This is a genomic window from Anabaena azotica SJ-1 (genome assembly GCF_047275885.1).
Classification (GTDB): Bacteria; Cyanobacteriota; Cyanobacteriia; order Cyanobacteriales; family Nostocaceae; genus Trichormus_B; species Trichormus_B azotica_A.
In genome coordinates this window covers 600308-620153 of record NZ_CP178454.1, presented here as the reverse complement: position 1 = coordinate 620153, position 19846 = coordinate 600308, and the positions used below count along the sequence as shown (strand labels likewise).

Annotated in this window: 13 protein-coding genes; 7 read left to right on the top strand and 6 right to left on the bottom strand. The window is 36.4% G+C overall.

What is annotated here, in order from left to right; genetic code table 11:
- Positions 1–95: 95 nt before the first annotated feature.
- The gene (locus ACLLO5_RS02635; protein ID WP_413175991.1) at positions 96–2060 is read left to right on the top strand and encodes a PP2C family protein-serine/threonine phosphatase; all 1965 of its coding nucleotides are present in this window, start codon (positions 96–98) and stop codon (positions 2058–2060) included.
- Positions 2061–2258: 198 nt separating this feature from the next.
- Positions 2259–2519, top strand: a complete 261-nt coding sequence (locus ACLLO5_RS02630; RefSeq protein WP_413173938.1) for a ferredoxin-thioredoxin reductase variable chain — start codon at positions 2259–2261, stop codon at positions 2517–2519.
- 168 nt (positions 2520–2687) lie between these two features.
- Here ACLLO5_RS02630 and ACLLO5_RS02625 read toward each other — a convergent pair whose 3' ends face one another.
- The 6 genes from ACLLO5_RS02625 to ACLLO5_RS02600 form a co-directional block, all read right to left on the bottom strand.
- The gene (locus tag ACLLO5_RS02625) at positions 2688–2930 is read right to left on the bottom strand and encodes a hypothetical protein (RefSeq protein WP_413173937.1); all 243 of its coding nucleotides are present in this window, start codon (positions 2928–2930) and stop codon (positions 2688–2690) included.
- 24 nt (positions 2931–2954) lie between these two features.
- Positions 2955–3746 carry a YdcF family protein gene (locus tag ACLLO5_RS02620; RefSeq protein ID WP_413173936.1) on the bottom strand — a complete coding sequence of 264 codons (792 nt, stop codon included), beginning with the start codon at positions 3744–3746 and terminating at the stop codon, positions 2955–2957.
- A gap of 126 nt (positions 3747–3872) precedes the next feature.
- On the bottom strand, positions 3873–4382 hold the full coding sequence (locus ACLLO5_RS02615) for a hypothetical protein (protein ID WP_413173935.1): 510 nt from the start codon (positions 4380–4382) through the stop codon (positions 3873–3875).
- 111 nt (positions 4383–4493) lie between these two features.
- Positions 4494–6023, bottom strand: coding sequence for an AAA family ATPase (locus tag ACLLO5_RS02610; protein ID WP_413173934.1), 1530 nt, complete (start codon positions 6021–6023; stop codon positions 4494–4496).
- Between the two features lie 127 nt (positions 6024–6150).
- Positions 6151–6447, bottom strand: a complete 297-nt coding sequence (gene rplY / locus ACLLO5_RS02605) for a 50S ribosomal protein L25 (protein WP_013192145.1) — start codon at positions 6445–6447, stop codon at positions 6151–6153.
- A 140-nt stretch (positions 6448–6587) separates the two neighbouring features.
- The gene (locus tag ACLLO5_RS02600; RefSeq protein ID WP_413173933.1) at positions 6588–7922 is read right to left on the bottom strand and encodes an adenylosuccinate synthase; all 1335 of its coding nucleotides are present in this window, start codon (positions 7920–7922) and stop codon (positions 6588–6590) included.
- Positions 7923–8154: 232 nt separating this feature from the next.
- On the opposite strand from ACLLO5_RS02600, the gene ACLLO5_RS02595 reads away from it, so the two are divergent.
- The 5 genes from ACLLO5_RS02595 to ACLLO5_RS02575 all read left to right on the top strand — a co-directional run bounded on the left by ACLLO5_RS02595 (position 8155) and on the right by ACLLO5_RS02575 (position 19274).
- Positions 8155–10557, top strand: coding sequence for an MASE1 domain-containing protein (locus ACLLO5_RS02595; RefSeq protein WP_413173932.1), 2403 nt, complete (start codon positions 8155–8157; stop codon positions 10555–10557).
- Between the two features lie 608 nt (positions 10558–11165).
- Complete coding sequence (locus ACLLO5_RS02590) at positions 11166–12143, top strand: ABC transporter substrate-binding protein (RefSeq protein ID WP_413173931.1); 978 nt, start codon at positions 11166–11168, stop codon at positions 12141–12143.
- A gap of 8 nt (positions 12144–12151) precedes the next feature.
- The gene (locus tag ACLLO5_RS02585; RefSeq protein WP_413173930.1) at positions 12152–14221 is read left to right on the top strand and encodes an ATP-binding protein; all 2070 of its coding nucleotides are present in this window, start codon (positions 12152–12154) and stop codon (positions 14219–14221) included.
- 40 nt (positions 14222–14261) lie between these two features.
- Entirely contained in the window at positions 14262–17024 is a 2763-nt protein-coding gene (locus ACLLO5_RS02580; protein WP_413173929.1) for an ATP-binding protein, read from the top strand.
- A 198-nt stretch (positions 17025–17222) separates the two neighbouring features.
- Complete coding sequence (locus ACLLO5_RS02575) at positions 17223–19274, top strand: response regulator (protein WP_413173928.1); 2052 nt, start codon at positions 17223–17225, stop codon at positions 19272–19274.
- Positions 19275–19846 lie beyond the last annotated feature (572 nt).

The following is a 19846-nucleotide window of genomic DNA, read 5'->3' as shown; positions in this document are numbered from 1 at the left end:
TATTTACGGAAAACAAAACTTGGTCTTTTTGTTGGCATCTAAATCTAATAGCACTTTACATAGCACTTAACTTTCTATTAATTTTTACATTTATGATGATTTCTACTCAACAGATCATTAATTGCTTAAATCCCGATTGTGAACAACCTATTAATAATATAGGCGATCGCTTATGTAAAAATTGTCAAACGCCCCTAGTTTACCGCTATCTGTGGGCTACTGGTAAAATGGCAGAACAAATTACACCAGGAACAAAAATAGCCGATAGATATGAAGTAATTACTCAACAGATATGGCTGGATACGCAACCGGGATTAGCACCAAATATCCCTTTAGAATTGCCACCAGAAGCTATTCCTTACCTCAAACTATATCCAGAACAGTTGCACATTCCTCAACCCTACGGATTTACAGATTCCTCCACCGCTGACACAAATGATATTCTGCTGTTAGAAAATGCGCCCATAGATACCGCAGGAAATCTCTACCCAATTATTACCGAAGTCTGGGAAGAAGCAAGAGCAGTTAGACAAGCGTACTGGTTATGGCAGATTCTCCAATTGTGGAAACCTTTATCAGAATTAGGAGTAGCTGCAAGTTTACTATCACCAAATAATTTGCGTGTTCAAGGTTGGTGTGTCCGTCTGTTGGAACTGCACGAAACAACAGAAAATCTTACCTTACAGGATTTGGGTCAATCTTGGCAGTCGTGGGTACTAGTTGCAAAAGCAGAAATAGCCCCAAGCATAGGTAACATTATTCAACAGATGTGCCGGGGTGGAGTAGATTTACAAACAATTGCTAATCAACTCAATCAATTATTACTAGCATCAGCAGCAGAGTTACCCCTAATGCTGACAGTTGCCGGAGTCACAGATACAGGCCCTGTGATGAAACACAATGAGGATGCCTGCTATCCCAGTAACTCCAGTGACTTAGGAGATAAGCATTTAAGCCCACATTTATCAATTGTTTGTGATGGTATAGGTGGACATGAAGGTGGAGAAGTGGCCAGTCAGTTAGCAGTACAGTCTCTAAAACTACAAACCCGTGCTTTGTTAAACAATGTGGCAGAACAAACAGAAATTCTGCCTCCAGACTTGTTACAGCAACAATTAGAAGCCAGCTTGCGAGTAGTCAATAATATGATTTGGTCTCGCAATGATGAACAAAACCGCCAAGGTAGAGAACGCATGGCGACGACTTTAGTCATGGCGATACAATTACCCCAACGAATAGTTACTAATTCAGGGTGGGAGTCAGAAAATACCCATGAACTGTATTTAGCTAATGTTGGTGATAGTCGTGCTTACTGGATAACTGCTAATTATTGCCAGCTATTGACAATAGATGATGATATAGCTACGCGGGAAGTTTGCTGTGGTCAGAGTTTGTATCGCCAAGTAATGCAAAGTGATCATGCTAATGCCCTCACACAGGCGTTAGGTACAAAAGAAGCTGAGTTTCTCAATTTTTCTATTAAACGCTTGATTTTGGAAGAAGACGGAATTTTATTATTGTGTTCCGATGGTTTAAGTGATCATCACTGGATAGAAAAAACTTGGCAAAATTATGCTGTGCCAATTTTAACAGGTAAACTGACTGTGGAAGATGCTGCCCGTCACTGGGTCAAGCTGGCAAATAAAAAAAATGGTGAAGATAATATATCTGTTGTTCTCACTTTATGCCGTGTCTCCCAAGCTTATTTAGTTCCTGTTACACCTGCACCAATGGTAGCAGAACCTACGGAAACGGAGGAACTAGCAATCGCTGCACCGGAGGCAGAAACTTCAGAACTGGAAACATCAAATGTAGAATCATTAGCCCAAAGTTCTCAAGCTTTATTGGATTTAGATTTGACAGACAAACCAGCCCTAAACCCAGTTAAAGAAACTAGTCGGAGTCAATTGGTAGTCTTCTTAGGAGGATTTTTGGCTTTGCTGGTGGGAAGTACAGGTTTAGGTTTATTTGCTTGGTGGCAGCTGCAACCAGAGTCTTTTGGGCGGGTTTGTCGGCAACTTCCCCAACAAATGCAGCAATTCTGCCCAGAACGCGAATAAGCGAAATATTTCGCCAACGTCGAGATATGGTAAAATCAGCCAAGCGTAGAAAAATCAGTAATAGAATCCGCTTGGTGCTGAAGATGACCATCTAACTCTTGATAGCAGCAATAGTCTATCTTGAGAAATAGTTCATTAAAGCAAATTCAGTGACGGATAGCTGTTGAGTAATTACTTGATAGCTAAAAACAATGACAGATGGTTGTGGAACAGCAAAAGTTAAGTGTAAGTAATGTTATGAAAGTTGGCGATCGCGTCCGTGTTAAAGAATCGGTAGTAGTTTATCATCATCCTGAACATCGCGGTCAGGCTTTTGACCTCAAAGGCACAGAAGGCGAAATTTCTGCGATTGTCACCCAATGGCAAGGTAGACCTGTAAGTGCTAATTTGCCGGTGCTAGTTCAGTTTAGTAAAAAATTTAAAGCTCATTTACGTGAGGGTGAATTAGAAATAATTTAAATGGTAAGAATTCAAGAGTCAGGAGTCAGAATTTTTGTTAAACCAGGAATAGAGAAAAGCCATTTTTTATAGCACAATCATCCAATTTAACTCAAAAATTCGTTATTATTCTGACTTCTATCTTCTCTATTTTGAATACTTACTTTAAACATATCCCTAATTCATCTTTTAGCGGCGACGAAACCACCCCATGATATTTGGTTCGCCGCGCATTTTTTCTAAATCTCTACGGTTTTGGGCTGCGGTTGTGTAGTACCATTCACAATATTGTTTAAATTCAGAACGAGTCCGAACTTCGTGGTAAAATTCTACGGTTGTTTGGTGAACTGCAAAGATTTCCTGGGTTTCCGTCTGAGGTGACGGGACAATATAAGGTAGTTCTTTCATTGATAATTGATGATTGATAATCATCAGCAGTTTTTTAATTTTTAATTCTTACAGCCAACCCCGTAAGCTATAAATAAAACTGCCAATATATTCTTTTAAAGCGTTAGTGAATTGGTGCAAATTAGTAGTATCTGGTAATAAATTCAGGATAGCGCCTTTGGGAGTGCTGGTAAGTTCCTGAAGTTCTCCTTGGCTAACTAGGAAGTCTGTGGGTGCAGGAATAACATTAATACCTTGACGCTTAAAGATTTTGAGCGATCGCGGTGTGTGCATGGCTGATGTCACCAATAATACTTTTTTAATTCCCCGATTTTCGAGGATTTTTTTGACATTTACGGCATTTTCATAGGTATTTAAAGAATCAGGTTCTTGAATAATCACATCTGAAGGAATACCAATAGATGTCAAAATGGTAGCCATATCAGCCGATTCTGAAGCACCACTGCCACGCCAATCTATGCGACCACCACTCAAGACAATTATAGGCGCTTTTTTTTGGCGATAGAGTTGAGCCGCATAAATAACGCGATCGCCTGATTCACTTAAATCTACAGTGGGACGAGGCCACACACCTGATTTAGTTGCACCACCTAAAACCACAATAGCTTCAGCTTGGGGTATTTCAGCCAAGGGGATATTTTGCCATTCTAGCGATCGCACCAGATTTTTAGCTACCCAAGCATTGCCACAAACGAGTAATAAAGTTAAAGATAGAGAAATTGCGATCGCCGCAATCTTTGGTCGTTTCCACAAAGTTACTAAAGCAACTATTAAACTAACACAAGCTAAACCTAGAGGATAAAAAAACAGCGGCAATAATTTAGAAAGATATAGAAACATAATTCGTAATTCATAAAGAAGGAAACAGGGAATAGGCAAGGAAGCTTGAAGCAAAAATAATCCTTTATTCTTCCCTGCTCCCCATTTTCTTACACCCTACAACCTCTTCATTCCTAGTTCCCAATATTACTTTTGCCAAAATCGAAAACTGAAACTTCCACTAGGACGACGAAAACGACGAGTAGAAATTCGTTTATTCCTTGAAGTACGTCTCTCATCAGGATATTCAACATCTACTTGTACCAAATCATCTGATAGCTGAGTTTTGGTTGCTTCTTTACTTCTCCACCAAGCAATAATCCAGCCCCCACCGAAAGCAGCAAATCCTCCAAATAAAATACTTATTGGTGCTGAATAACCAATAAACACAAAGCCAAACATAAAAACTAACCAGTATTTAAGTGCTGCATCTATGCCGTCATTAGAAGCTACATCTGGTATCTGGGGTTGATTTTCGTTGACTGATGTAAACCAACCTAAAGCAACACCACCCATAATACCTATAAACAAACTCAGTATTAATGAAGCTCCTGCAAAACTAGAAATAACCGTTAACAGAAACCCAAATACTAGCTGAGAGAAAAAGTTTGGAGAAGAAGATAATATTTCACTAAGGATATTTTTGTTAGATGCCATAATGTTGAGAATTCAAAATTTAAAAATAGGGAGTATTGAATAGGGAATAGGTAACAGGGAACAGGGAATATATATTTTTACTTCTATCACCTGTCACCTGTCACCTGTCACCTACGATAATTGTGGGTCTAGAGGTTGAGTTGTATCCAATATTTTCAGGTATGGTTGTTCCTGATTTGTAAAAGGTTCAGCTTGTTTAATTTGAGATACCAATAAATCCGCAGTTGCATCAGCAATATCACCAGTCCGGTTAATAAGACGCTCTTGTAACACTTCTATTGGTGCAGTGCAGTGGATAATCTGTAAAGGTAATTGATGTTGTTGTGTTTGTGTTATTGCCTCCTGTCGCAAATGTTGACGATCATATTTAGCATCTAAAATTACACACCAACCTTGATTAGCCAGTGCAATTCCTAATGTCAACAACCTGTCATAAGTCTTTTGTGTCATCTCTAGCGTATATATTTCATCACCACCACGTTCTAGTAGGGGAATACCAGCCAAATGTTTTCTGACAGCATCAGAACGGAGATGAACTGCACCTAATTTACGAGCCAAATATTTAGCTGTTGTACTTTTACCAGAACCAGATAACCCTGACATCAAAATCACTTGACCTTGCTTAGGTTTAGTATAATCCCATGCTTGGCAATAATATGCAGATGCTGTTTTTCCTGCTTCTTCCTTCACATTTGCAGGTACATTTGGATCATCTAATAAAAACGAAGTCACCTTAGCCCGGACATAGGCTTGACGACTTAAATACAAAGGTAAAACCTGTAAACCTTCCCAATCACCAGTTTGTTCTGCATAAGCATTTAAAAAGGCATTACCTAAATCTTTTCGGCCTTTTGCTTCTATATCCATGACTGTAAATGCCACATCATACATGACATCAACAAAGCGAAATGGCTCATTGAATTCTATGCAGTCAAACAGCATAATTTTGTCGTGCCATCGAGCAATATTTCTCAGGTGTAAATCCCCATGACATTCACGAATATAGTTATTGATAATTCTACTAGCAAATAATTCTGGACGTTGGTCAAAAAAGTTATCTGTATATGCTTTTGTTTGTGCAAAGCGTTCCTGTGTCTGAGGACCACCAATATACTTTAGGGTTTGTTCGTAATTTTCATCAATAGCCAATCGCACTTGTGACACTTCACCAAAACTGCGAATGTAATCGTTTGTCTGGGCTTGAGCATGATATTCAGCTACCACTCGTCCCAATTCTTCTAAATGTGTCTCATTTAATTTGTTTTGGGAAAAAAGCTCACTAAAGAGTGCTTCTTGGGGAAATTGCCGCATTTTCAGGGCATATTCGACTGCTTTTCCTGTACCTCCTAAATGGTATTTTTCTGCTTCTAAAGTGACAGGTAAAACTTCCAAGTATAGTTCACCGGCTCCTCGTTCATTTAAGCGCAACTCTTGCTGACAAAAATGCTGTCGCTTTTCTAAGGTGGAGTAATCTAAAAAGCCAAAATTTACAGGTTTTTTGAGTTTGTATGCATAATCCCCGGTTAGCAGCACATAAGAAACGTGAGTTTGGATTAATTCAATAGGTTCTGTGACTGGATGAGGATAGAATTCAGACTTTAACATTTGCTGAATTAAATCTGGAAGATTGGTCTCTGTCATGGGATTTTCGTTAACTCAAGTTGCTTATAAAAGTAATAGCTTAACAAAAAACCAGGGTGAATCCCTGGTTTAATGAGCAATTATGACAAATTTTCAGTGCTATAAAAGACTAAGTTTAGATTGTAGTTTAGGCTTTAGTCACAAAAAAACTGAGGTGATAAGGTGTTCCCTTGGCTGGATGAATCTGGACTTCGCGGAGGACGGTTTTACCACTCCACTCAAGTTCAGGAATATTGAGTTCAATTTCGGTCTTATTGGGTGCAGCTTGTTTGAGTAAACGTTCAACGACTTTGGCATCAACTACCAAAGAAATTGATTCTGTGCCTTTGTGACCGTACAAATTAGCGGGTATTAAACCAGAACGGCGTAAAGCTTTGGGTTTGCTGCCTTCTGGACGTTTTTGAGATTCTACTGCGATCGCCATATTAGTTTTGATGTGTTAGTTGTGAGTTGTCAGTGGGAAAAGGCAAAAGGCAAGAGGCAAAAGGCAAAAGTAAAGATCCGATTTTTCCTTTTCTACCCTGCTTTCTGAACTGTCACCTGTCACCTGTTAAGAGTCACCTATTAAACCGAAACGGGTGTACCGTCTGGCTGTAACAGAGCGCGTTTTGGTCCGTGAATAGGATCTTCAACAATGATAGTTTGATCACGACTTGCTCCCAAGGAAACGATCGCAATCGGGACTTCCATCAATTCTGCTAAGAATTTTAGATAGTCTAGTGCTTGTTGTGGCAAGTCTTCCAAGGTACGGCATTCAGTTGTTGGTACTTGCCATCCTGGCATGGATTTATAGATGGGACGACAACGGGCAAACTGACGGGCGCTAGTAGGGAAGTGTTCGCAGCGTTGGCCATCTATTTCATAAGCTACACAAACTTGGATTTCTTCTAGCTCATCTAGTACATCTAGTTTGGTTAGTGCCATACAATCCATGCCGTTAATACGGACTGCATAACGACCAATGACTGCATCAAACCAACCACAACGGCGCTTTCTACCTGTCGTTGTGCCAAATTCTGCACCGCGATCGCCCAATATATCCCCCACTTTTCCATGTAATTCTGTGGGGAACGGTCCTTCACCTACTCTGGTGGTGTACGCTTTGGATACACCAATCACCCGGTCTATCATTGTTGGCCCCAGACCAGTACCAACGCAAGCACCCCCAGCGACAGGATTAGATGAGGTGACATAGGGATAAGTCCCATGATCCAAGTCCAGTAGTGTTCCCTGTGCGCCTTCAAATAAAATGTTACGTCGTTTCTGCACTGCATCATATATTTTCAATGATGTGTCCACTACAAAAGGACGTAACCTTTCTGCATACTCTAAATACTCTGCAATTACTTCTTGGGGATCAAGGGGCGGCAGATTATACAGCTTTTCTAAAATGGTGTTCTTATAGTTTATGGTCCATTCTAACTGTTCACGCAATCCGGTAGGATCCATCAGGTCTAACATCCTAATGCCTATCCGTTCTGATTTATCAGCATAAGTAGGGCCAATTCCTCTGCCAGTCGTACCGATTTTATGATTGCCCCGTTTTTCTTCTGCTGCCTTGTCAATTAGCCGGTGATAGGGCATAGTAACATGAGCAGTCTGAGATATGAGCAGATTGTCCGTAGAAATATTTAGTTGTTCTAGTTGTTCGAGTTCTTTTATCAATACCTGTGGATCTATGACTGTCCCACAGCCGATAATACACTCAGTATCTGGATACAATATACCAGAAGGAATTAAGTGCAGCTTAAATGTCTGACCTTGGACTACTATTGTGTGTCCAGCGTTAACTCCCCCCTGGTAACGTACCACCACGTCTGCGGAGCGGCTGAGTAAGTCAGTTATTTTACCTTTTCCTTCATCGCCCCATTGAGCGCCTATGACAATGACGTTAGCCAAGAGATTATATTAAAGGGTAAAGTTTCCACAAATATCAATTATTAACAGATTTTTTATCTTTTGTCAAGCAATTTAAGTGATTGGCAATGGGTAACTGGTGATGGGTAACTGATAAAATTATTACTTATTTCCTTATATGTATCACCAGGCATCCGATTTTGGATGAACCCCATGGAGAAATCCGGGGGCTTGTACCATCCAGGATTTATCAGTTCCCAATTCACAGTTTCTTATGAAAATTCTGCAACGTCTCGGTATTGAATATCAAAATCCTCGTTGGTGGTTTGATGTATTAATTATTGCTATGAGCTACTATGTTAGTTCTTGGCTGGTATTGAAAAAAATGTCTGTTCCTGCTTTTGGTACTCCTGTTTGGCCAGGTACGGGTTTTGCTATTGGCTTTTTATTATTGTGGGGGCGATCGCGTTGGTTTGGTGTATTTCTAGGAGCAATGTTGGCTAATTATATCGGCATTAAACCTTTAATTTTAGCACTTATTGGAGGTATTGGTACAACTATTGGCTCACTGATAACTGTAACAATAATCGTTAGATCAACTCGAACTAATTACCCTTTTAATCAAGTTAAAGATGTAGTAATTTTTTCTTTTTGTAGTTTATTTACTGGAACTGTTTTTCAATCTATGTTAGGTGTTATTACGGTTTGTTTAGGTGGTTATGAACCGTGGAATCACTATTTAGATGTTTTTTTTGGTTGGTGGGTTGGTGATGCTATCGGAATTTTGGTATTTGCTCCTCCTATTTTAAACTTTTTTCAAAATACAGTTAAATCAGAAGTTAAATCCAGACACAACAAAGAAATGTTGTTGACAGTAATTACTTTATGTATAGTTAGCTATTTTACTTTTATTCGACCACAACCATTAGAGTATTTACTGTTACCGCCCTTACTTTGGTCTGCTTTTCGGTTCGGTGGAAAAATTACTAGTTTTTTGGTAGCAATTATATCTATAATAGCTTCTTTAGCTACGAGTTATCGTTTAGGAGTATTTTATGACGCAGCTTTAAAAAATCATTCAATCATATTATTACAACTGTTTATTGGCGTGATTAGTATAACTGTGATGGTGATGTTAGCGATTATTGCAGAGAATCATCAATACAGGTTAAATCTAAAAATAGTCAATACGGAATTAGAACAACGAGTTTTTGAGCGCACCAGAGATTTGCAAGAGAGCGAAGCTAAAGCACAGGAATTAGCCGCTAAAGCTGAAGCGGCAAACCAGGCCAAGAGCGCATTTATTGCTAATATGAGTCACGAATTGCGATCGCCACTGAATGCTGTGATCGGTTTTTCACAATTGATGTTACGTGCAGATAATCTTCCTTCTGAGCAATATGAAAATGCAGGTATTATTTATCGCAGTGGAGATTATTTGCTAACCCTGATTAATCATATTCTCGATTTATCGAAAATTGAAGCAGGTAAAGCTACTCTGAATGTAAATAACTTTGATCTCTACCGGTTGTTGGATGATTTAGAAGATATGCTGCATTTACGCGCCAGCAATGAGGGATTAAAACTAATATTCCAACGCACTGAAAATGTTCCCCGCTATATTTGTAGTGATGAAGTTAAACTGCGTCAGGTTTTAATTAATTTAATTAGTAATGGCATCAAATTTACCCATAAAGGTGATATTACAGTTAGTGTGAACAAGGGAAAAGAAGAAAGTAAAGATGTTTTTACTCTTCATTTCCAAGTCAGTGATACAGGTGTGGGTATTGCTGCGGCTGAATTACCAAAACTATTTGAAGCTTTTGCTCAAGCACAAGCAGGAAAAGAGACGCAAGAAGGAACGGGTTTAGGTTTAGCTATTAGTCGCAAGTTTGTACAATTAATGGGTGGAGATATTGCAGTTGAAAGTGAAATAGGAAAAGGTACAACTTTTAAATTTTCTATTCAAACAACATTAGGTCAAGTAGTAGTTAATAATTATCCAGAGGAACATCAACGAGTCATAGGACTTGCTCCAGGACAACCTACATATAAAATATTAGCAGTAGATGATAAACCTATTAATCGTCAATTATTATTTAAGCTTTTAGAACCTTTGGGTTTTGAAATGAAAGAAGCTAGCAATGGTCAAGAAGCGATCGCTATTTGGGATGAATGGGAACCGCATTTAATTTGGATGGATATGAGAATGCCCATTATGGATGGCTATGATGCAACCAAACATATTAAGTCTACTACTAAAGGCAATGCTACCGCTGTAATAGCATTAACTGCAAGTGTTCTAGAAGAAGAAAAAGCCATTGTTCTTTCTGCCGGTTGTGATGATTTTCTCCGTAAACCTTTTACAGAGCATACAATTTTTGAAGCCCTTGCTAAACATTTAGGTGTAAAATATCTCTATACAAAAACCACTGCGCTTAATTTAGATAATTCAGAAGCCAGCATTTTAACATCAGAAAGTTTGACCTGTATGTCAGCAGCATGGATTAATAAGTTATACGAAGCTGCATTGGAAGCAAACACTAACTCTGTGATGGAATTGATTAAAGAAATTCCTAAAACAGAAAGTTTTTTAATTCAATCTTTGACAAAATCTGCTAGACAATTTGAATTTGAAAAAATAGTTGATTTAGCTGAAACTTTAATTAGCAATTAATAGGCATAGTGCTGATAGCTTAAAATAAGCTCCTTTGAAATTAATTAGCAATGGACAAAAAACCGAATTATGTAAATAAACATAAAATTGACTAAAAACTTCTAGTTCTTCGGTTATTTTTATGGAAACCCCTGGTTCAATCTCATTGAAATCCTGATTTTGTAGGCATTTTTTTAAAACAAGGGCATAATTGTTTATAAACCTTTCCCAGTCAGGGTTTTATTATAATCAATCCTCAATCACCATAAAAACAATGCCAGAGCTAAATTTGTTTTCATCTAATTTCTGCTTACTTAAATCTGTTTCTATTAGTCGTAAATATGGCAGAACAGGTTTAGGTTTAAAAAATAATGCCAATTTAATTATATTTACAAACCTTTATAATCTGGATAAAAATAATTAATAATTTGTAATTAAGTTTGAGAACAGATATTTATAAATACTTACAAAACTTCCCGCAGTGAGAAATAGGAGTTTTAAAATCCTAGATTTGGTAAAATTTGTTAAAATTTTCATAAAATGTCAATCAAGATGATGGCGATTACATGAATTTAATTAATTTAATCATAAAGTACCAAAACAGACCGTTAAACAAAAGTGCAAGACTTGTGTTTGTTAAATTCCTAAAATATTTAACGTGCAGTATAGCTACGGTAGTTTTAGCGATCGCTCTCGCAAATTGTACCACCGAACCCGTTGCACCATTACGCATCGGTGCTAATCTTTGGACAGGATATGAAACTTTATATCTCGCCCGTGACTTAGGTTATTATGACAACCAGCCGATCAAATTAGTAGATTATCCTTCAGGAACAGAGGAAGTAAGAGCTTATCGCAACAATGAAATTGAAGGTGCAGGGGTATCAATTGACCAAGCGATCTCTTTAGCAACAAGCCAAGAAAATATTAAGATTATTGCCATTATGGATATTTCTCATGGTGGGGATGTGATTTTAGGAAAACCAGGAATTACAGACATGAAAGCCTTAAAAGGCAAGCGAGTGGGGGTAGAAGCAACCTCTTTAGGAGCTTTTTTTATTACTCGTGCGCTGGAAAAAAATGGGATGTCTGTTAAAGATATAAAAATTGTTCCTTTAAAACTTACAGAACATGAACTAGCCTATAAGAAAGGAGATGTAGATGCTGTTGTTACCTTTGGTCCGGCGAGAATTAAATTATTGGCAAGTGGCGCAAAGTTATTATTTGATAGTAGCCGAATTCCTGGAGAAATTGTAGATGTCATCGCTGTTAGTACAGAAGCGATCGCTAATCATTCTGATACTATTCAAGCATTAATAAATGGACGATTTCGCGCCTTAGATTATTTAAACAATAATCCTCAAGATGCAGCTATTCGTATGGCTAAACGAACTCAATTAACTCCAGAACAAATTTTAAATGCCTTTCAAGGATTACATCAACCAAATTTACAAGAAAACAAAGAAATACTTAATCAAAACAACTCTACATTTGTGAATAGCATAAAAAAACTTATACAAATTATGGTGGAGAATAAATTGATATCAAAAGTAATTGATCCGGTAACTCTGCTCGATAATAGATTTATTAAAAATGCCAAATTCTAATAACAATTATGAAAAATTTTCCTCTCCCCCTAAGATATTCAATTCCTCTAATTTTAATATTTTTTGGCGGCTTATTTAGCATAAGCTCTTTTAATCAAGAAATTAATGAAACCTATAAAAGAACAGAAATAAACACTAAAAATTATCTACGCATTTCCGCAGGACAAACATCAACAATACTAGATTATTTGTATCGTAGATCAGATATTGAAGATGCGGAAACTTCGATTGTTAGTCAGTTAGGCAGTGACCCAAATATTAATGTATTAATGGTAATTGATGAGGAAGATATTATTCATGTATCTAACCGTTACGAACTAAAAAATAATCACATTAGTAATACAGTTGTTGCTGCTTATACTTCTAAGTTAAATAATGTGCGAGCTACACTTGCAGGAGAGGTTCTACTTTCTCAAGATAAGCAAAAATTAATTGCAATTTATCCTATTCTTTTACAGGCTTTGCCTGATGAAATAAGCCCTTCTAGGGTAGGTATTTTGTTTTTTGAATATGATCTTACTCGTGCTAAACAACAGGCATTTAGTGATGTTTTAAAACGTTCATTAATGTTTAATATCTTTTTAGCTATATTTTGTTTAGGGTTATGGCTTTTCTTTGATTTAACCTTAACTCGGCGAGTCTCTTTGTTAGTTGCGGCTAGCCATAGTTTAGCTGAAGGAAATTTTAATGTCAGAACTAAATTATCAGGATCAGATGAAATTGTCCAAATTTCTGTAGCATTTGATCACATGGCCAGTAAAATTCAAGAAAATACCCTAATTTTACAGCAGGAGTTAACCAAAAGGGAAATTATAGAAACAAAATTGAAAGAAACTAATGAACAACTGTCTAGTTCTAATATTGAACTTGCTTTGCTGACTAAAGCTAAAAGTGAGTTTCTTTCTAATATGAGCCATGAAATTCGTACTCCTATGAATGGCGTAATTTGTATGGCTGAACTTCTATCTATGAAAAACCTTTCAGAAGAACAGAAAGATATAGTCCAAACAATTCGAGATAGCGGTAATGCTCTTTTAGTAATTATTAATGATATTCTTGATTTCTCGAAAATTGAGTCAGGAAATTTGCAATTAGAAGAACATCAATTTAATCTAGAAGATATTATTAAATCTGTATTTAAACTTTTTTCTACCCAAGCAGCAACTAAAAATATTAACCTGGAATATTCGATTAATTCTGATGTACCGACGAATCTTTTAGCAGATGCTACGCGCCTCCGACAAATTTTATTAAATCTGATTGGTAATGCGATTAAATTTACCGAACAAGGCCATGTTTCTATTAAGGTTTTAGTTATTCAACAACAGGAAGATCAAAAAATAGAATTAATGATATCTATTAAAGATACTGGAATTGGTATTGAGCATGATCGATTAAATCAATTATTTCAACCTTTTACTCAAGCTGATACTTCTATTAGTCGTAAATATGGTGGAACAGGTTTAGGTTTAGCTATTAGTAAGAGTTTAGTGAATTTAATGGGAGGGAAAATTTGGGTAGAAAGTTTAGGTAATATTGGTGGACATCCTCCTGAAAATTGGTTGTTAAATTGGGTAAATAATTATTTACCAGGTTCAATATTTTATTTTACATTCATAGCAAAAGCAGTTTTACCTGATGGTTTAATATCAGAAAAATCTTCCCAGGTATTTCCAGTAACGACAATTACCGAAATCTCGCCTCTGAAAATTTTATTAGCTGAAGATAATAAAGTTAATCAAAAAGTTGTACTACTTACTCTAAAAAAGCTAGGTTACAGTGCGGATATTGCTAACAATGGTTTAGAAGTTTTAAAAAAAATCGAAACCGAGGTTTATGATGTCATTTTAATGGATATGCAAATGCCAGAAATGGATGGAATTGCAGCCACACAGATAATTCGCCAATCTGCAAAAATACAGCCTTATATTATCGCATTAACTGCTAATGCTTTAGATGCTGATCGTCAAATATGTTTAGATGTAGGTATGAATGATTATATTAGTAAACCCATTATTATGGCTGACTTTGAGGAAGCTTTAAAAAATGCAGAAACCATTAAACTCCCAAAATTCTAAGCATTACAGCAAATCAAATAAGCAATGTCTAAAACTGTTTATGCCTAGAAATTTTCCGAATATTTCTTTGAGATGGGTGTTAATTGTTCCCTTTGTTTTACAAATTGTGGGTGCAGTAGGATTAGTGGGTTATCTTTCCTATGGGAGTGGGAAAAAAGCGGTAGAAGATATGGCAAATCAGTTAATGGATCAGGCTACTAATCGGGTACAGGATCACCTTGACATATCTCTACAAGCTCGAGAGCAAGCAATAGCTGTTAATAATCGTGCTGTCCAAGAGGGTCGCATGAACATCAATGATTTTGAGCAACTGCGTCAATACTTTTGGCAACAAATCAACCTATCTTTTTCTTTGTCAATTAGTAATTGTGGGTTCTTCAATGAAAAGGGAGAGGAGATTGGCTATACTGATATTCTCAGTCAAGAAATTCTTGAACAAGCCAAAAAGATCACTGGTAAGAATTTGGAGATTGGTACTATTCTTTTAACGCAATTAAGACCAGAAAAGCCTACCCATAGAAGTTATTATTTGGTTGACAAGCAAGGTAGAGCCAAGAAACTAATTTATGAATCGCCTATTAATAATTCCATGCAGGACACAGATGAAGCAGCAAAAGCTGCAAAAAGACAGATGTGGTCGCCAATTTATGTTTATCGGATGCTACCAACATTGGGTATGTCCCATATAGTTCCTTTCTATGATGCTACAGAAAAGTTGCAAGGTACTTTTAGCTGTGGTTTTACTTTGTCGTATATGAGCAGTTTTTTAAGTAAACTAAGTTTTTCAAGATCGGGACAGACTTTTATTATGGAGCGTTCCGGTGATCTAGTCGCTACATCTACTTTAGAACTTCCTTTTGTGAATCATGGGAACAAACCACCAACTCGTTTACCTGCTACGGAAAGTCGGGATGGATGGACAAGAGCGATCGCTACTGAACTCAAACAGCAGTACAAAGATTTAAGCAAAATTCAAGCTGAACAACGCTTTAAAGTTGTAGTTAAGGGGAATACACTATTTGCTCAGGTTGTACCTTACCAAGACAAATATGGACTGAATTGGTTGCTGGTGACGGCGATTCCACAGTCTGATTTTATGGGACAAATTAATACAAACACTCAGGTCACAATTTTACTTTGTTTATTGACTTTAATCATCGCCACAGGCTTAGGTATTATTACCTCCAATTTCATCACTGCACCAATTCAACAATTGAGTCAAGCCAGTAGAGCGATCGCTAATGGTGAACTTGGTCAAGTTGTTAAGATAAAAGGAGTTTCTGAATTAGAAACCCTTGCGGATGCATTTAATCAGATGGCAGAACAATTACAAACTGCTTTTGAAAATTTAGAAAATAGGGTAGAAGAACGCACAGCAGAATTAGTAATTGCTAAAGAAAAAGCTGAAGTTGCTAATCAAGCTAAAAGTGTGTTTATTGCTAATATGAGTCATGAGTTGCGATCGCCTTTAAATGCAGTTATGGGTTTTTCTCAATTAATGTTACGCGCTAACAATCTACCTACTGACCATTATGAAAATGCAGGCATTATTTATCGTAGTGGGGAATATCTACTAACATTAATTAATAATATTTTGGATTTATCAAAAATAGAAGCCGGAAAAACTAATTTCAATCCTAAAGACTTTGACCTGTATCTCTTACTGGATGATTTAGAAGATATGCTACATTTACGAGCAAGTAATCAAGGCTTAAATTTAATATTTCAAAAGAGCGAAAATGTTCCTCGTTATATTTGCACCGATGAAGTAAAACTGCGTCAAGTATTAATTAATTTAATTAGTAATTCTATTAAATTTACTCAAAAAGGAGAAATTACTTTAATTGTAAATAATAGCAGTACAGAAACGATAGATGTTTTAAGTCTCGACTTTGAAGTTCGTGATACAGGAGTAGGTATTGCTACAGCAGAATTTCCTAAATTATTTAATTCTTTTTCTCAAACACAAGCAGGTAAAGAATCTCAAGAAGGAACTGGTTTAGGTTTAGCAATTAGTCGCAAGTTTGTACAGTTAATGGGAGGAGATATTTCGGTTGAAAGCGAATTAGGGAAAGGGACTAATTTTAAATTTTCTATTTCAGCAAAATTAGGTCAAAAAATTAATACTAATGTAGTTGAAGAACAGCCAGCAATTTTAGGACTTACTCCAGGACAACCCACATACAAAATATTAACAGTAGATGATAAACCTATTAATCGTAAATTATTAATTAAACTTTTAGAACCCTTGGGTTTTGAAATAAAAGAAGCTTGTAATGGTCAAGAAGCCATAAATATCTGGGATGAGTGGGAACCCAATTTAATTTGGATGGATATGAGGATGCCAGTCATGGATGGTTATGAAGCTACAAAACATATTAAATCTACTACTAAAGGTAACGCTACTGCTATAATTGCTTTGACCGCTAGTGTTTTAGAAGAAGAAAAAGCGATTGTACTTTCTGCCGGTTGCGATGATTTTCTCCGTAAGCCTTTTGCGGAGCATACGATTTTTGAAGCACTATCTAAGCATTTGGGAGTGAAATATATTTATGCAGATATGAAACCAAGTGAAAGCATCCATAATTTAGAAAATATACTAACTTTAGAAAATTTAACGGTAATGACAAAAGAATGGATTGTAAGATTATATGAAAGCTCACTAGAGGCTAATGTTAATCTGATCATGGAATTAATCCAGGAAATTCCAGATACAGAGATTCGTCTAATTCAATCTTTAAGCAAACTGGTTAATCAATCTGAATTTGAGCAAATCGCTGATTTAATTGAACCTTTATTATAGCAGAACTTAATAATCCAGAGTCATTCTCTAACAGAATTTTAGATTCACATCACGAATAAATTCTTTGGCTTATACCATCAAGGAATTATTGGACAAAATTCAGAAGTAATTTTTTTAGCAAAACTATTTTTTGGACGGATTTTAATCATTAATTAATATCTTCATTTCTCTGCCTAATGTTATTAATACAAATTAATTATGAACACCAATTTCCCAACTGAAAATAAAGATACAATTCTTCTAGTAGATGATATTCCTGAAAATTTACAATTGCTCAGTGATTTACTGTTGAATACTGGTTATATAGTTCGCAGAGTTACCAGTGGGAGGATGGCACTAAAAACAGTAAAAATAAAACCTCCAGATGTCATTATTTTAGATATCAAGATGCCAGAAATGGATGGTTATGAAGTTTGTCAAGCACTCAAAGCAGATCCAGTTTTGCGGGAAATTCCTGTGATTTTCATGAGTGCTTTAGATGAAGCTTTCGACAAAGTAAAAGCCTTTCAATCAGGTGGAGTAGACTACATTACGAAACCTTTTCAGATTGAAGAAGTAGTCGCACGTCTAGAAAACCAATTAACCATTCAAAGACAAAAACGCTATTTATTAAATGAAATTGCTAAACGTAGAGAAGCTGAAGAAATACTTTATCAATCTAGATCCCTACTTTCTAGTGTTTTAAATAGTGCGCTTGATGGTATTGCTGCTATGCAGGCTGTACGCAATATAATAACAGGTAAAATTGAGGATTTTCGGTGCTTAGTAGTCAATCCAGTTATTTCCAGATCATTAGGATACAAACGTGAAGACTTAATTGGGAAAGTGGTAGTGAAGAAATTTTTAAACCATGTTAATCCCGCACTTTTTGATCGTTTTGTTGCAGTTGTGGAAACTGGGGAATCCTTAGCTGAAGATTTGTATTACTCTGTAGGAAAATCTTGCTGGTATCACTGTGTTGCTGTAAAATTAGGAGATGGTTTAGCAATTACAGTTCGTGATATTACTGAGCGCAAATTAGTAGAAATAGCTTTAGCTCAAGCGAAGGAAACCGCAGAAGCAGCGACTAAAGCCAAAAGTGAATTTCTTGCTAATATGAGTCATGAAATTCGCACACCTATGAATGGGGTATTAGGGATGACAGAATTACTCGCTAATACAAATCTTACAGATACCCAAAAAAACTTTGTGCAAACTATTCGAGATAGCGGTGATGCACTTTTAACTATCATTAATGATATTCTTGATTTTTCTAAAATAGAGTCAGGAATGGTGGAATTAGAAGCAAGAGTTTTCGTTTTAGAAGATATTTTACAATCAGTATGTAATCTTCTAAATAGACAAGCATTAGATAAAAAAATTAATCTGCACTATTCAACTCAACCAGATATTCCTGATGCCATGGTTGCAGATAATTCTCGTTTGCGTCAAATACTTCTCAATCTTGTAGGAAATGCGATTAAATTTACCGAAACAGGGAGTGTCTCTATTTCAGTTGCCACAAATAGGAAACAGGAAGGTCAAAAATTAGAATTATTGTTCTCAATACAAGATACTGGTATTGGCATTAATAGCGATCGCATCATGAAATTATTTCAACCATTTATCCAAGCCGATGCTTCTATTAGTCGTAAATATGGTGGTACAGGTTTAGGTTTAACGATTTGTAAAAGCTTGGTTGAGTTGATGGGAGGTACTATTTGGATAGAGAGTTTTGGTCATATTGGCGGTAATCCTCCACTCGATTGGAAACCCAATTTCACTCATCAAGGCTCAAATTTCTATTTTACTATTTTAGTATCTTTAATCTCAGAAATAGAGCAGAAAAAACAAGTTTCTGTCAAACGATTTGAAATCGATAATACCATTGCTGATAAATTTCCGTTAAATATTTTGTTAGTAGAAGATAACCTGGTTAATCAGAAAGTAGGTAGTCAAATCCTCAAACAACTTGGTTATCAAGTCGATATCGCTAAAAATGGAATAGAAGCTGTAAAAGCAGTCCAAAATCAATCCTATGATATAGTTCTGATGGATATGCAAATGCCAGAGATGGATGGTGTGACGGCGACAAAATTAATTCGCCAAACTCCGATTAATCAACCTCGAATTGTGGCTATGACAGCGAGTGCTTTACTGAACGATCGCCAAACTTGTTTAGATGCCGGGATGGATGATTATATCAGTAAGCCAATTAGTATTCAAGAAATTGTCCGCGCTTTATTAAAATGTTCTATCGAGGAATTGTAAATATCAAAGGGAAAGAAAAAATCTCGATGGATTGGTTAATTCAGCATAAATAGTCATAGTGAGTAATAGCGATCGCATCTTAAATTTTTAATATTTACAAAAAATGTATAAAAAATATAAATCTTCCTAGAAGAATTACTGAAAGAATAAAATTTTGACTGCGGCATAATTACTATAGATAAGTACCCAGGCAAAATTAATTGCACATAGTTATTGAAGAAAAAATCTCTGTAAACCTTACCTGTCCCCTGTTCCCTGTTCCCTGTTACCTCTCCTAACTATGAAATTTATTTTGTACGACTACTTATCAATAATTCTTGATAAACACTGAATAGCGATTGTAATCGCTAAACTCACGGAGGCTTTAAAAAATGCAGCAACCATTAAACTCCCATAATTCTAAGTATTACTCCCAGTCAAAGCAGCAGTGTCTATCAGGGGCTACGCATTTTCCTCATATTTCCCTACAATGGGTGTTAATTGTTCTTTTTTAGTGCAAATTGTGAAATAGGGTTTGTTAGCTATTTGTCCTATCGTAGCGGCAGGATAAATAATTTTATTGCTCAACCCTA